The 13,466-nt window shown below is 76.4% G+C and carries 14 protein-coding genes; 8 read left to right on the top strand and 6 right to left on the bottom strand.

Annotated elements, in window-relative coordinates:
- Positions 1–24 precede the first annotated feature (24 nt).
- Positions 25–795 (bottom strand): 5-formyltetrahydrofolate cyclo-ligase, encoded by a 771-nt coding sequence (locus PGB27_RS03990; RefSeq protein WP_274199059.1) that lies wholly within the window; start codon positions 793–795, stop codon positions 25–27.
- A gap of 59 nt (positions 796–854) precedes the next feature.
- Here PGB27_RS03990 and PGB27_RS03985 point away from each other — a divergent pair, with 59 nt between their 5' ends.
- Positions 855–1,466, top strand: a complete 612-nt coding sequence (locus PGB27_RS03985) for an ArsR/SmtB family transcription factor (RefSeq protein ID WP_274199058.1) — start codon at positions 855–857, stop codon at positions 1,464–1,466.
- Positions 1,463–2,284, top strand: coding sequence for an SRPBCC family protein (locus PGB27_RS03980; RefSeq protein ID WP_274199057.1), 822 nt, complete (start codon positions 1,463–1,465; stop codon positions 2,282–2,284). Before PGB27_RS03985 ends, PGB27_RS03980 begins: the two co-directional genes overlap by 4 nt.
- A 3-nt stretch (positions 2,285–2,287) precedes the next feature.
- Here the strand turns inward: PGB27_RS03980 and PGB27_RS03975 are convergent, their stop codons facing one another.
- Complete coding sequence (locus tag PGB27_RS03975) at positions 2,288–3,202, bottom strand: AraC family transcriptional regulator (protein ID WP_274199056.1); 915 nt, start codon at positions 3,200–3,202, stop codon at positions 2,288–2,290.
- A gap of 89 nt (positions 3,203–3,291) precedes the next feature.
- Here PGB27_RS03975 and PGB27_RS03970 point away from each other — a divergent pair, with 89 nt between their 5' ends.
- Positions 3,292–4,026 carry a class I SAM-dependent methyltransferase gene (locus tag PGB27_RS03970; protein WP_274199055.1) on the top strand — a complete coding sequence of 245 codons (735 nt, stop codon included), beginning with the start codon at positions 3,292–3,294 and terminating at the stop codon, positions 4,024–4,026.
- Here the strand turns inward: PGB27_RS03970 and PGB27_RS03965 are convergent.
- Both PGB27_RS03965 and PGB27_RS03960 read right to left on the bottom strand, forming a co-directional pair.
- Complete coding sequence (locus PGB27_RS03965) at positions 4,002–5,402, bottom strand: pyridoxal phosphate-dependent decarboxylase family protein (protein WP_274199054.1); 1,401 nt, start codon at positions 5,400–5,402, stop codon at positions 4,002–4,004. The genes PGB27_RS03970 and PGB27_RS03965 overlap by 25 nt on opposite strands.
- An 11-nt stretch (positions 5,403–5,413) precedes the next feature.
- Entirely contained in the window at positions 5,414–6,148 is a 735-nt protein-coding gene (locus PGB27_RS03960) for a DUF998 domain-containing protein (protein WP_274199053.1), read from the bottom strand.
- 292 nt (positions 6,149–6,440) lie between these two features.
- Here PGB27_RS03960 and PGB27_RS03955 point away from each other — a divergent pair, with 292 nt between their 5' ends.
- From PGB27_RS03955 to PGB27_RS03940, 4 genes are read left to right on the top strand one after another with little or no spacing between them, the layout of a single operon-like run.
- Complete coding sequence (locus PGB27_RS03955; RefSeq protein WP_274199052.1) at positions 6,441–7,469, top strand: 3-oxoacyl-ACP synthase III; 1,029 nt, start codon at positions 6,441–6,443, stop codon at positions 7,467–7,469.
- Positions 7,466–8,419 (top strand): alpha/beta fold hydrolase, encoded by a 954-nt coding sequence (locus PGB27_RS03950; RefSeq protein ID WP_274199051.1) that lies wholly within the window; start codon positions 7,466–7,468, stop codon positions 8,417–8,419. The genes PGB27_RS03955 and PGB27_RS03950 overlap by 4 nt, the downstream gene beginning before the upstream one ends.
- Positions 8,416–10,035, top strand: coding sequence for a fatty acid CoA ligase family protein (locus PGB27_RS03945; protein ID WP_274199050.1), 1,620 nt, complete (start codon positions 8,416–8,418; stop codon positions 10,033–10,035). Before PGB27_RS03950 ends, PGB27_RS03945 begins: the two co-directional genes overlap by 4 nt.
- Positions 10,032–11,036, top strand: coding sequence for an NAD-dependent epimerase/dehydratase family protein (locus tag PGB27_RS03940; RefSeq protein ID WP_274199049.1), 1,005 nt, complete (start codon positions 10,032–10,034; stop codon positions 11,034–11,036). Before PGB27_RS03945 ends, PGB27_RS03940 begins: the two co-directional genes overlap by 4 nt.
- A gap of 4 nt (positions 11,037–11,040) precedes the next feature.
- Here the strand turns inward: PGB27_RS03940 and PGB27_RS03935 are convergent, their stop codons facing one another.
- The gene (locus PGB27_RS03935) at positions 11,041–11,961 is read right to left on the bottom strand and encodes an acyl-CoA thioesterase (protein WP_274199048.1); all 921 of its coding nucleotides are present in this window, start codon (positions 11,959–11,961) and stop codon (positions 11,041–11,043) included.
- A 101-nt stretch (positions 11,962–12,062) separates the two neighbouring features.
- Here PGB27_RS03935 and PGB27_RS03930 point away from each other — a divergent pair, with 101 nt between their 5' ends.
- On the top strand, positions 12,063–12,668 hold the full coding sequence (locus PGB27_RS03930) for a class I SAM-dependent methyltransferase (RefSeq protein ID WP_274199047.1): 606 nt from the start codon (positions 12,063–12,065) through the stop codon (positions 12,666–12,668).
- On the opposite strand, the gene PGB27_RS03925 is transcribed toward PGB27_RS03930, so the two are convergent.
- Positions 12,658–13,452 carry an MmyB family transcriptional regulator gene (locus PGB27_RS03925; protein ID WP_274199046.1) on the bottom strand — a complete coding sequence of 265 codons (795 nt, stop codon included), beginning with the start codon at positions 13,450–13,452 and terminating at the stop codon, positions 12,658–12,660. The genes PGB27_RS03930 and PGB27_RS03925 overlap by 11 nt on opposite strands.
- Positions 13,453–13,466: the final 14 nt, after the last annotated feature.

Below are 13,466 nucleotides of genomic sequence, written 5' to 3'. Positions count from 1 at the left end.
GAGAGATCGACGTGGAGAGCTCCGTCAGGACGTCGGTCGCAGCCGCCCGAGCAGCGGGATGGCCGCGATCTTCTCCTCGGTCAGCGCGTCCCAGTCGATCCGCCCGGGGTGGCGGGCCTCGCGGGTGCAGGTGACGACGCGCTCAGCGGTCACGATGAGGTCGAGGCGCACGTCGTGGTCGGTGACGGGGATGTCGCCGACCGGGACGATCTGCTGCTCGTGCACGGTCGTGACGACGGGCGTGTCCGGCGCGACGAGCCCGGCCTCGCTGGCGACCGCGAACTCGAGGTCGGAGAACCCGCCGCCCTTGCCCAGCCGCGCGCCCTGCTCGTCGACGGCCACGCACCCGGTGACGACGAGGTCGACCGGCTCGAGGTCCTCGACGGCCACCGTGCGCCCCGACCGCGACGCCCCCTTGATCGACGACGCCTTCCGCGGGGTGTCGGCGAGGTGCTCGGGGTCGAGCAGGAAGAACGGCGCCTCCTCGGCGAGGCGCGGGACGGCCATGTAGACGGTCTTCCCGTCCTCGAGCGCGCGCTGGCGCACCGGCCACTGCGCGGCGTCCGGGTTGCACTTCAGCGTCCGCGCCCGCCGCCAGACCTCGGTGCCGCGCAGGCGCTCGGCCGCCGCCTCGGCTCCGCTGACGTTCGGGATGCGCCCGTGCGCGCCCGGGAACCGCGCGAGCTTCCCGTCGCGCAGCGCGTCCCAGACCCGCTCCCGGACGGCCGCCTTGGCCTCGTTCACCTCCGCCGGTCCCCCGGCGTCCACGTCGTGCCGGCGTGCTGCTCGTGCCACGGCCGACACGCTAACGGCAGCTATTGACAAATATTCTTGTCAATGTTGTCGTGGGTGCCGTGCTCGACGTGGACGTGATCGACGAACCGGCCGCCGCCGCGGCGGCCCTCGACCCGTTGCGCGCGCGCCTGCTGGCCGCGCTCGCCGAGCCCGGATCGGCCTCCACGCTGGCCGGACGGGTCGGCCTCACCCGACAGAAGGTCAACTACCACTTGCGCACGCTCGAGGCGCACGGCCTGGTCCGCGAGGTCGGGCAGCGCGCGAAGCGCGGGCTGACCGAGCGGCTGGTCGAGGCCTCCGCCGCCTCCTACCTCGTCTCCCCCGCCGCACTCGGCGAGGCCGGGAGCGACCCCGGACGCGTCTCGGACCGGCTCTCCGCCCGCTACCTGCTGGCCCTCGGCGGGCGGCTGGTGCGCGAGGTCGGCGACCTCGCCCGCCGCGCCGACGCCACGGACAAGCGCCTGGCCACCCTCGCGATCGACACCGAGATCGCGTTCGCCTCGCCCGCCGACCGGGCCGCGTTCGCCGACGAGCTCGGCGCCGCGGTCCGCGACCTCGTCGCCCGCCACCACAGCCCGGGCGGGCGCCCCCACCGCCTCGTCGTCGGCGCGCACCCGGTGCCCGCGCCGACACCCGACCCCGCCCCCGACTCCCCGGAGGACCCGTCATGACCGAGCACGACCCCCGCACCGTCGACCTCGAGGTCACGGTCCCGGGCACGCCCGAGCAGGTCTGGGACGCCATCGCGACCGGGCCCGGCATCAGCTCCTGGCTGCACCCCACCCGCGTCGACGAGCACGTCGGCGGTGCGTTCGGCTTCGACATGGGCGGGTCCGAGGAGGCGGCCCACGGCGCCCCGCAGGGCACGGTCACCGCCTACGACGCCCCGGAGCGCTTCGCCACGGAGACCACCTGGTCGATCGGCACCGGGAGCACGACGCTCGCCACCGAGTGGCTGGTCAGCACCCGCGACGAGGGCACCTGCGCCGTGCGGATGGTGATGAGCGGCTTCGGCGCGGGCGACGACTGGGACGACGAGATCGACGCCCTGCGCGAGGGCATGGGGGTCGCGCTGGAGACCCTGCGCCTCTACCTCGCGCACTTCCCCGGCCGCCGGCCCGCGACGGTCCAGGCCGGCACACCGCTCGGCGGCCCGGCGCCGGACGCGTGGTCACGCCTGATCGGGGGCACCGGCCTGCCGGAGGCCCGGGTCGGCGACCGGATCGCGCTCCACGGCACGCCGGCGCTGGCGGGCACGGTCGAGCGCCTCTCCCCCGGCCGGTGGCACCAGGCCGCCGTCCTGCTGCTCGAGACGCCGGCACCGGGTCTCGCGGGCCTCGTCGCGGCGGGCCGGGACGCCCACGCGTCGGTGCACCTGACCTTCTTCGACGGGCCGGGGATCGACGCCGCCGCCGTCGCCGACCGCGAGCGGCCTCGCTGGCACGCCTGGCTGGAGACCGTCGCGACCTCCGCCGAGGAGCTCCGATGACCCTCAGGCCCCGCGCCACCGCCCGGGTGGGACGCCGTGCTCGGCACGGAAGCGACGCACGAAGTAGCCGGCGTCGCGGAACCCCACCCGGGCGGCGACGGCGGTCACGGTGAGGTCGGTGCCGGCGAGCAGCCGCCGGGCCTCGCGCAGGCGCCGCTCGGTGATCCACTGCTGGACCGTGCGGCCGGTGCGCCGGCGCACCACGGTCGTCACGTGACCCGGCGTCAGCCCGACCGCGTCGGCGACGTCACGCAACGACAGGGGCTCCCGGAACCGGTGCTCGACGACGTCGAACACCGCCGCGAGCAGGGGCTCGTCACGGTCGCGGAGCTCGTCGGTGACGACGGCGTCGAGCCGCGTGAGCCCCACGAGCAGCAGCGTCAGGTACGCCCGGACCGCCGCGCCGGCGCCCTCCCGGCGCTCGCGGAGCTCGACGTCGAGGGCGCGCACGTGCTCGACCCACCGCGCCCGCTCCTCGTCGGGGAGCGTGAAGCGCTGCCAGCCGACCCGTCCGTGGCCGACCAGCGGCGCGAGCAGCGGGTGCGAGCGCCACGAGACCAGCGAGCCGGTGGTCGCCGGGTCGACCACGTCGGCCGGGAACCAGACCATCCACAGGTCGGTGTCCGCGGCGAGGTGCCCGGCGTGCGGGGCGACGACCGCGCCGGGGGCGAGCACCGCGACGTCGCCCGCGGCGAGCGGGACGTCGCGGTCGTCCACCCGCAGCGCACCGGCGCCGGCCTCGACGAGCAGGAGCACGAGGAAGTCGTGCGCGTGCGGGGCGGCGATCGGGGTCCCGGCGGGCGGGAGGTCGGCGACGTGCGAGACGCCGCGGCTGTGGCGCACCGTGACGTCGAGGCCGTCCGGCGAGCGGGGGTAGTCGACGACCAGGACGCCCTCGGCGTCCGAGGATCGTCCCATCGCGCCCGACCCCCGTCCCTTGTCGCCTGGTGGGCCCCCGGGGAGCGTGGACGACGACACCGAATCGCGTCCCACGAGGAGATCCCAGCATGTCCGAGCCGGAGCCCGCCACCCCGGGACCGCGAGCCTTCCTGCCCGCGATGGCCCGGGAATCGTTCCTGCCCTGGTACGACCTGACGAGCCGCCTGCTCGGTGCCGGCCCCGCCCACGCCCGGCTCGTCGCGCAGGCGGCCCCGCCGGCCGGCGGGCGGGTCCTGGAGATCGGCTGCGGCACCGGCAACGTCCTGGTCGCCGTGGCCCGGCGCCACCCGGACGTCGAGCTGATCGGGATCGACCCCGACACGGCCGCCCTCGACCGGGCGCGCGGGAAGCTGCCGGACCGGGTGCGCCTCGAGCACGCCTACGCCGACGACCTCCCGCTGCCCGACGCCCACGTCGACCGCGTGCTCTCGTCACTGATGTTCCACCACCTGCCGCCCGACCAGCAGCGCGGCGCGCTCCGCGAGGCCCGCCGGGTGCTGCGCCCGGGCGGGTCGCTGCACCTCGTCGACATGGAGGGCGAGCTCTCGCGGGGTCCGCTGGCGCGGCTCGTGAACGCCGGGATGCGGTGGACGGCGCGGGGCCGGGGCGACCAGGGACACGGTCACGGACACGGGCACGGGCACGGGCACGACGACGGTGACGAGCCGCGCCGGCACCTCACCGGTGCCGACGAGGTCCTGGCGCTGATGGGCGAGGCCGGCCTCGTCGACGCCGCGGTGGTCGAGCGCCGGCGCTGGACGCTCGGGACGCTGGCGTTCTACTCCGCGCGCGTGCCTGCCTGATCGCGCGCCGCCGCCCTGATCGCCGCGACCGATCGGCTGATGTCCGCGGGTGTCGTCGACCAGTTCGACACCGAGAACCGCAGCGCCGGCCGGTCCTGCCACACCGTGGTGCCGACCCAGCAGGTGCCGTCGCGGGCGATCGCGGCGGCGAGCTCGCGGGCGTCGCCGTCGCGGGGCCGGACCAGGACCTGGTTGAGCACGACGTCGTTGAGGACCTCCAGGTCCGGGTCGCCGGCGAGCTCCTCGGCGGCCTGCCGCGCGAGCGTGCAGCAGCGCTCGACCAGCTCGGCGACACCCGCGCGCCCGAGGTGGCGCAGTGCCGCGTGCACCGGGAGCGCGCGGGCGCGCCGCGAGCTCTCCGGCACCCGGCTCGAGGGGTCGGCGCCGGCCAGCGGGAGGTAGGCGGCCGAGGTGCTCATCGCGGCCGTCAGCGCCGCCCGGTCGCGGACGATCGCCATGCCGCAGTCGTACGGGACATTGAGCCACTTGTGCGCGTCGACCGTCCACGAGTCGGCACGCTCCGCCCCGGCGACGAGGTGCCGGTGGGCCGGGGACGCCGCGGCCCAGAGCCCGAAGGCGCCGTCGACGTGCAACCACGCGTGCTCCCGGGTGGCGACGACGTCGGCGACCGCGTCGAGCGGGTCGCAGGCACCCGTGTCGACCTGGCCGGCCTGCCCGCACACGAGCACCGGGCCGTCGATGGCCGCGAGCAGGTCCCGCAGCACGTCGGCGCGCATCCGTCCGTGGTCGTCGGCGGGGACGCGCACCGCCCGCCCCGACCCGAACCCGAGCAGGCGCAGGGCCTGCAGGATCGTCGAGTGCGCGTGCGCGCCGATCACCACCGTCGGCACCGGCGCCCCGGCCAGCCCCTCCGTCCCGACGTCCCAGCCCACCGCGGCGAGCAGGGCGTGCCGGGCGGCCGCGAGGCCGACGACGTTGGCCATCTGCGCGCCGGTCGTGAACCCGACCGCGCACTCCCCCGGCAGCCCGAGCAGGTCGAGGACCCAGGCGCCGGTGACCTCCTCCACCGCCGTCGCGGCCGGCGACATCACGCGCGCGGCGACGTTCTGGTCCGCGGCGGCGGCCATCCAGTCGGCGCCGAGCGCGACCGGCAACGCCCCGCCGGTGACGAACCCGAAGTAGCGCGGCCCGGGCGTCGCCACCAGCCCGGGCTCGAGGGCGGCCGCGAGGTCGTCGAGCACCCGGTCGGCCGGCGTGCCGTCCTCGGGCAGCGCGCCGAGACGCGCGCGCAGGGCGGCACCGTCGTCCGCGTCGTCCACCGGGCGGCCGACGGGCCGGTCGGGCAGCGACGCGAGCCAGTCGTCGGCGAAGCGCCGGGCACGGTCGAGGACGGGGTCGAAGCGCGGGTCCGCCACGGGACCGGACGCTAGACCGTCGGGCGCTCGACGGCGGGGGCCTCGACGGCGGGGGCCTCGACGGCGGTGCGCCGCGCATGCGCCAGCGCCCAGGCGCCGAGCAGAGCGACGACGAGGACCTCGGCCAGCGCGAGGCCGCGCTCGAGCAGGCCCAGCGGCACCGCGCGCCACCACGGCACGCCGGTCACGCCGCGAAGGCCGATGGCCCCCACGATCGGCAGGAACGACGCGAGCGCCAACCAGGAGCCGAGGCGCACGCCGCGCAGGTGGGGCCGCGCGGCCGGGTCGCGACGGTGCCGGCGGGCGAGCAGCAGCGCCCCGAGCGGCAGCGCGAGGAACGCGACGAGGCTGGCGTAGCGGTGGATGTAGCCCGAGACGCTCGGGCCGATCGACCAGTTGGTCTTCTCGAACGCCACGACCAGCAGCAGCCCGACGCACCAGGCGCCGAGCAGGACCACCGACAGCGAGCGGGCCGGGGTCAACCGGGCCGCGACCAGCGCCGCGATCACCCCCGCCGACCCGAGCGCGAGCCCGACGACCGCGACGTCGAACAGCCAGCCGCCCTCGACCACGGCGTACTCACTGATCGTGCGACGCACCGGGTCGATGCGCGCGGACGGGCCGACGAGGTGCATCGCGCCGATGACCACGAGCGCCAGCAGCACGGCCGCCATCCCGGCCCGCGCACCGGGTGCCACCACGCGGTCCGGCGCCGCCCCGGAGGTCATCACGTCAGGGGTCGTCACGCCGGGACCAACGCCCGGCCGGTCGATCACGTTCCCGCGACCGCCCGCCGACTGCGGAGAATGTCGCAGATCGACGACGAGCCTACTGCGCGGTACTGCCGTAGCTTCCGCCGGAAATGCCGTGCCTCCTGCGGCACAGCATTCGCGGCCGTTCGGTGGAGAAAGTGCGGCGATCTTTCCTGTTACCGCCGTTCGTGCGACCGACGGTAGCAGTTCCCGTCATTATCCGGTACATCGTGTCCGGGACACCGGGAATCGGCGGCACACAATTCTCCCCGGCATGGTCGAGACCATGAGAGCGGCACAGCGCTACGACCAGGTCGTCATCACCGGGCTGGCGCACCTCGACGCCCCGGACGTCGTGAGCTCCACCGAGCTCGAGGACCGCCTGGGCGACACCCTGGCCCGCCTGCGCATCACGCCGGGCCTGCTCGAGAAGCTCTCGGGCATCGTCGAGCGTCGCGTCTGGGACGAGGGCACGATGCCCAGCGAGGTCGCCGCGCGGGCCGGCGAGGAGGCCCTGGCGCGCAGCGGCGTCGACCGCGACGCGATCGGCGCGCTGATCAACACCTCGGTCAGCCGCGACCACCTCGAACCGTCGACCGCGAGCATCGTCCACGGCCGGATGGAACTGCCCTCCGAGGCCGTGAACTTCGACCTCGGCAACGCCTGCCTCGGGTTCCTCAACGGGATGAACCTCGTCGCGACGATGATCGAGCACGGCGAGATCGACCACGGCCTCGTCGTGGCCGGGGAGACCAGCCGCTTCGCGATGGAGTCGACGATCGCGCGGCTCGCGGGCCCGGAGGCCACGCGCCACATGTTCCACGAGCAGTTCGCCACGCTCACCGTCGGCTCCGGCGCGGTGGCCATGGTGCTCTCGCGCGCCGACGGGCCGGGCGGGCACCGTTTCCTCGGCGGGCTCGGCCGGGCCAGCACCACCGGCAACGCCGACCTCTGCGTCGGGCAGGCCGACGAGATGCGCACCGACACCCGTGGCCTGCTCATGGCGGGCATGGAGCTCGCCGGGCGCACGTGGAAGGAGGCCGTCGACACCTTCTCCTGGGACGCCGCCGGCTACGACGTGTACTGCCTGCACCAGGTCAGCAAGGTCCACACCCGGGCCGTCGCCGAGCAGCTCCAGCTCGCCGAGGAGCGCTTCCCGTCGCAGTACCCGCGCCTCGGCAACATCGGTCCGGCCGGCGTGCCGACGGTGCTGAGCAAGGCCGTCGAGGACGGCACGGTCACCGACGGCTCGCGGGTGATGCTCATGGGCGTCGGCAGCGGGATCAACGCCGCGGCCGCCGAGGTGCTGTGGTGATCGGGTCGGTGATCGGGTCGGTGATCGGGTCGCTGCGGACGCGGCCCTCCCCCGACGACCTGGCCGCCCTGACCGTCGCGGGCCACCCGTCGACGCCGCGGTCGGTCGAGATCGGCGGGCACCGGATGTCCTACGTCGACGAGGGATCCGGCCCGCCCGTCCTGCTCGTCCACGGCAACCCGACCTGGTCGTTCTACTGGCGCTCGCTGCTCGCGGCGCTACCGGCCGCCGGGATGCGGGCGATCGCGCCCGACCACATCGGGATGGGCCGCTCGGCGCGCCCGAGCGCCGACGAGTACCCGCACACCCTGCGCCGCCGCGTCGACGACCTCGGCGCGTTCGTCGACGCCCTGGAGCTCGACGAGCCGATCTCGCTCGTCGTCCACGACTGGGGCGGGCCGATCGCGCTGTCCTGGGCCGTCGAGAACCTCGAGCGCCTCGACAAGGTCGTCCTGCTCAACACCGCGGCGTTCCCGCTCCCGGCGGGCCACCGCCTCCCGTGGACGCTGCAGGTCGCGCGGCTGCCCGTCGTCGGCGACGTCGCGGTGCGCGGCCTCGGTGCGTTCTCCCGCGGCGCCCTCGCGCTGGGCACCACCCGCCGTTGGCTGCCGGCCGAGGCCCGCCGCGGCCTGCTCGCGCCGTACGCGAGCCCCACCCACCGGACCGCGGTCCACGCGTTCGTGCAGGACATCCCGACCGATCCCGGGGACCCGGCGCAGCCCGTGCTCGAGCGCCTCGCCACGAGGCTGCCGCTGCTCGACGAGCTCCCGGTCCAAGTCTGGTGGGGCCTGCAGGACCCGGTGTTCGACGTGCGGATCCTCGACGAGCTCGCCACCTACCTGCCCCACGCCGAGGTCCACCGCCTCGCCGACGCCGGGCACTACGTGCTCGAGGACGCCGCCGATCGCATCGTGCCGGGCGTGCGGGACTTCCTGGCGGGGTCCCCTTGACCGCCGTCGGGTCCCCCACCTCGCTGGACGACCTGTTCGTCGCCCACGCCGCCGCCGACCCGCGACGCCCCGCGCTCGTGCTCCCGGGGCCGCTCGGCACGCACCGGACCGTCGACTTCGGCACGCTCGCGCGCCGCGTCGAGGACGCCGCCGCCGGGCTCGTCGCCGCCGGCATCGGCCCGGGCACGCGCACCGCGCTGCTCGTCCCCCCGACCGCCGACTTCTTCGTGCTCGCCCACGCCCTGCTGCGGGTGCGCGCGGTGCCGGTGGTCGTCGATCCCGGCATCGGCCTCGCGCGGGTGCGGGACTGCCTCGGCGAGGTCGCCCCGGAGGCGTTCGTCGGGGTCGCGAAGGCCCACCTGGCCCGCCGGGCGCTGGGCTGGTGCCCCGACGCGCGGATCGCGGTCGCCGCCGGGCCGGTGCCCGTCCCCGGCACCACGTGGCTGCGCCGGCTCGAACGCGACGGCGCCCGGACCGGCCCGGTCGCCGTCGTGCCGCCCCCGCCCGACACCCCCGCCGCGATCCTCTTCACCAGCGGCAGCACCGGCCCGCCCAAGGGCGTCGAGCACTCCCCCGCGGGCCTGCTCGCCCAGGCCGGGCTGGTCCGTGACCTCTACGGCCTCGGCCCGGGCGACGTCAGCCTCGCGACCTTCCCCCCGTTCGCGCTGTTCGGGCCGGCGCTGGGCATGACGACCGTGATCCCGCGCATGGACCCGACCCGCCCGGCGAAGGTCGTGCCGGGACGGCTCGTCCGCGCCGCCCGGCGCACCCGCGCGACGGTCATGTTCGGCTCCCCCGCGGTGCTCGACCGGCTCGGGCGCGGCGCCCCGGCGGGCACCCTGCTGCCCGACCTGCGCCGGGTCGTCTCGGCCGGCGCGCCCGTCCCCCGCGAGACCCAGCGCCGCGTGCTGGCCCTCCTCGGGGCCGGCGCCCAGGTCCACACCCCCTACGGCGCCACCGAGGCCCTCCCGGTGACGACGATCGGCAGCGACGAGCTGTTCGCCCTGCCCGACGACGGCATCTGCGTCGGGCGGCCGGTGCCCGGCGTCGACGTGACCCTGATCCGCGTCACCGACGGGCCGGTGAGCTCGGTGGCGGCGGCCGGCGAGGTCGCGCCCGGCGAGGTCGGCGAGGTCGTCGTGCGCGGTCCGGTGGTCCGCGCGGGCTACGCCGAGCGGCCCGAGGCGACGGCCGCGGCCACGGTCGACTGGGACGGGGTGCCGGCCCACCGCACGGGCGACCTCGCCTCACTCGACGCCCAGGGGCGGCTGTGGTTCGCCGGCCGGGTCGCGCACGTCGTCCACACCGCCGACGGCCCGCTGTACAGCGTGCCGTGCGAGGAGGTGCTCAACCGGCACCCGGCCGTGCGCCGCTCCGCGCTGGTCGGGGTCGGGCCGCGGGGTGCGCAGCGCCCGGTGCTCGTCGTCGAGCTCGCGGCGCCGACCCGGCTGGACGACGCGCTGCGGGCCGAGCTCCTGGACCTGGCCGCGGACGACCCGCGCACCGCGACGGTCCACACCCTGCTCGAGCACCCGGGCCTGCCCGTCGACCCGCGCCACAACTCGAAGATCGACCGCCCGGCGCTGGCGGCCTGGGCGACGCGGGAGCTGGCGTGAGGGCGCTGGTCACCGGGGGCGGCGGCTTCCTCGGCGGCGCGGTGGTCGACGCCCTGCTGGCGCGCGGGGACACGGTCACCAGCGTCGCCCGCGGGGACTACCCGGACCTGCGGGCCCGCGGCGTGCACACGGTGCGCGGTGACCTCGCCGACCCGGCGGTGGCGCGCGCGGCGGTCGAGGGCGCCGGGGGCGTCGACGTGGTCCTGCACGTCGCCGCGAAGGCCGGCATCGGCGGGCGCACCGCCGACTTCCGCCGCAGCAACGTCGAGGCCACCCGCGTGCTCCTCGACGCCTGCCGTGACGCCGGGGTGCGGCGGCTGGTGTTCACGAGCACCCCGAGCGTCGTGCACACCGGCGGCGACCTGCACGGCGGCGACGAGTCGTTGCCCTACGCGACGCACTTCGACTCCGCCTACCCGGAGACGAAGGCCGAGGCCGAGCGCCTCGTGCTCGCGGCGAACGGGCCCGACCTCGCGACCGTGGCCCTGCGCCCGCACCTCGTGTGGGGTCCCGGCGACACCCAGCTCGTGCCCCGCATCCTCGACCGCGCGCGGCGCGGGCAGCTGCGCCTCGTCGGGGACGGCTCGTCGGTGATCGACACGACCTACGTCGCCGACGCCGCCCGGGCGCACCTCGACGCCGCCGACCGCCTCGCGCCCGGGGCCGCCTGCGCCGGGCGGGCCTACTTCATCACCTCGGGCGACCCGCGCCCGATCCGCGAGCTCATCGACGGCATCCTCGGCGCGGGCGGGCTCCCGCCGGTCACGGGCACCGTGCCGCGGCCGGTCGCGGTCGCCGCCGGCGCGGCCGTCGAGGCGGTGTGGTCGCTGCTCGGGCGCACCGACGACCCGCCGATGACCCGCTTCCTCGCCCGCCAGCTCGCCACGGCGCACTGGTTCGACATCGGCGCCGCCCGCCGCGACCTGGGCTACGAGCCGCAGGTGCGGCTCGAGGAGGGGTTCGCGCGGCTGGCGCGGTCACTGGCGACGGCCTCGGGCTGAGGGCTCACGCGATCCAGCCGGACCCGTCGGCGTCGAACGGCCCGGCCGCGCCGATCCCGTCGGCGAGGCCCACGCAGCGCTCCCCCGCGAAGACGCCCGCGCGGTAGTGCAGGCCGTCCGGGGCGGTGTCGAAGGGTCGAGCTCCGCTGCGCTCCGTCTCCCGATCCACCGCGAGGACGACGTCGTAGGTGCGCGGATGGGCGACCTCGTCGACGTACTGCACGTCCCACGCCACCGGGGCGAGGTCCTCGGGCGGCCCGCCGTCGGGGTCCCCGAGCCGCGCGGACTGCCAGGACGCGACCGCGTCGGCGTACCAGGACAGGACGGCGACGTTGTTGACGTGCCGGTTGGTGTCCACGTCCCCGATCCGCGTGGTGATCCGGTGCGCGTGGGGGTAGCGCGCGTACTCGCGGCGCGCGGCCTCCGGGCGGGGCGCGGCGTCGCCGGGCTCGTCGATGACCAGCGCGGCGAGGTCGGCGCGCAGCTCGTCGGGCAGCCCGCTGGGGCCCGCGCCCGTCGCCAGCACCGTCACCGAGTCGGACACCGCGACGCACCGGTCGCCGGCGAAGACGCCGTGGCCCCAGGAGTACGACGACCTGCCGATGCGCCGCACGCCGGAGCCGATGCGGTGGTCCAGGCCGGGGGTCACCGGGGCGAGCCGTCGGATGCGCTGGGCGGCGAGCAGGATGCGGAAGCTCGAGAACCCGCCGTCCTCGACGAGCCGGCGGAACCGGGGCAGGCCCGCCGCGACCCGCGCCTCCTCGAACCACCGGCCCAGCGCCACCGTCGTCACCCGGCCGTCGCCGCCGAGGTCGGCGTAGCGCGGGGCCACGGTGCGCAGGACGGGGAAGGCGGCCGCGTCGGTCAGCGCGCCCTCGCCGGGCAGGGTCGGGCCGGCGGGGAGCACCGGGGCGGGGTCGGCCATGCGGGCCATCGTCCCCACCGCGTCCGCCCCGCACCCGGCGCCGCCGACGGGATCACATGTGACGGGCGACCCCGGGGCACCCGGGCGGTGTGACGCCGTCCGTGACCTTCCCGCCCGGGTTCTTCGACCGCGCCGACGACGGCGACGACGCCGCCTTCTACGGCCCGCCCCGCCTCGTCCAGCACATCGACGACGGCGCGATCGCCGCGGTCGGCGCGTTCTACGACGAGATCGGGGTCGACGGCGACGTGCTGGACCTCATGAGCTCGTGGGTGTCGCACCTGCGCACCCGCCCGCGCCACCTCACCGTGCTCGGGATGAACGCCGCCGAGCTCGACGCCAACCCGATGGCCGACGAGCGGGTGGTCCGCGACCTCAACGCCGACCCGACGCTCCCCTTCGCCGACGCGTCCTTCGACACCGTCGTCTGCACGGTCTCGATCGACTACCTGACCACGCCGGTCGCGGTGTGCGCCGAGGTCGGCCGCGTCCTGCGGCCCGGCGGCACCTTCGCGCTGACCTTCTCGAACCGCTGTTTCCCCACCAAGGCGATCCGCGGCTGGCTCGCCGCCGACGACCGCCAGCGCGCCGCGATCGTCGCCACCTACCTGCGCGAGGCCGGCGCGTTCGCCGAGCCGGTGGCGGAGCGGCGGGAGTCCACCGACGACCCGGTGATCGCGGTCCACGCGCGCCGGCTCACTCGCTGACGAGCCGCTCCAGCACCGCCCGCGTCTCGGCGTCGGCGGGCACGAACGACTCCAGCGACAGCTCGTCGAGCGTGACGTCCCAGGCGGCGCCGAAGTGCGTGATCGTGGAGTAGAGCCGCAGGTCGCCCGCGGGGAGGGTGAGGTGCAGCGGCAGCATCACGTGCGCCGCCCCGGCCGCCGGGCCGGTCGGGGCGGGCGGGGCGTAGCCGGTGAGCTCGTCGCGCAGCGCGACGAGGCGCGGGTCGCCGGTGAGGTCGGTGAGGCGCTCGAGGCGGTGCAGCAGGTGCCCGGCCCACTCGGCGAGGTTGCGGACGTGGGGCGCGAGCCCGTCGGGGTGCAGGCTCAGCCGGTAGACGTTGACCGGCGGCGTGAGCAGGGCCGGGTCGAGCAGCGCGAGCAGGGCGCCGACGGCGCGGTTGGCCATGACGACGTCGCCGCAGCGGTCGACGACGAGCGCGGGGAACGGTTCGTGGCCCGCGAGCAGGTGCTCCAGCGCGTCCCGGACGGCGTCGAGGGCGGCCGCGTCGAGGCGCGACTCGCTGTAGGTCGGGGCGAAGCCGGCGGCGAGCAGCAGGGTGTTGCGCTCGCGCAGCGGGACGTCGAGGTGCTCGCACAGGTCGACGAGCAGCTCGCGGCTCGCGCGGGCCCGCCCGGTCTCGACGAAGCTCAGGTGGCGGGTGGAGACACCGACGTCGAGGGCGAGGTCCATCTGGCTGCGCCGGCGGCGGGTGCGCCAGCCGCGCAGCAGGTCGCCGGGCGCGGGGCGGGACTCCAGGGTCGTCACGGGTGCCGACGTTA

Source organism: Actinomycetospora lemnae (genome assembly GCF_028737315.1).
GTDB classification, from domain to species: domain Bacteria; phylum Actinomycetota; class Actinomycetes; order Mycobacteriales; family Pseudonocardiaceae; genus Actinomycetospora; species Actinomycetospora lemnae.
This window is presented reverse-complemented; position numbering and strand designations above follow the sequence as displayed.

Coding starts and splice junctions, on each gene's coding strand:
- PGB27_RS03935 (WP_274199048.1), bottom strand. CDS start 11,961: ATGGCCGACCCCGCCCCGGTGCTCCCCGCCGGCCCGACCCTGCCCGGC.
- PGB27_RS03980 (WP_274199057.1), top strand. CDS start 1,463: ATGACCGAGCACGACCCCCGCACCGTCGACCTCGAGGTCACGGTCCCG.
- PGB27_RS03955 (WP_274199052.1), top strand. CDS start 6,441: ATGAGAGCGGCACAGCGCTACGACCAGGTCGTCATCACCGGGCTGGCG.
- PGB27_RS03975 (WP_274199056.1), bottom strand. CDS start 3,202: ATGGGACGATCCTCGGACGCCGAGGGCGTCCTGGTCGTCGACTACCCC.
- PGB27_RS03970 (WP_274199055.1), top strand. CDS start 3,292: ATGTCCGAGCCGGAGCCCGCCACCCCGGGACCGCGAGCCTTCCTGCCC.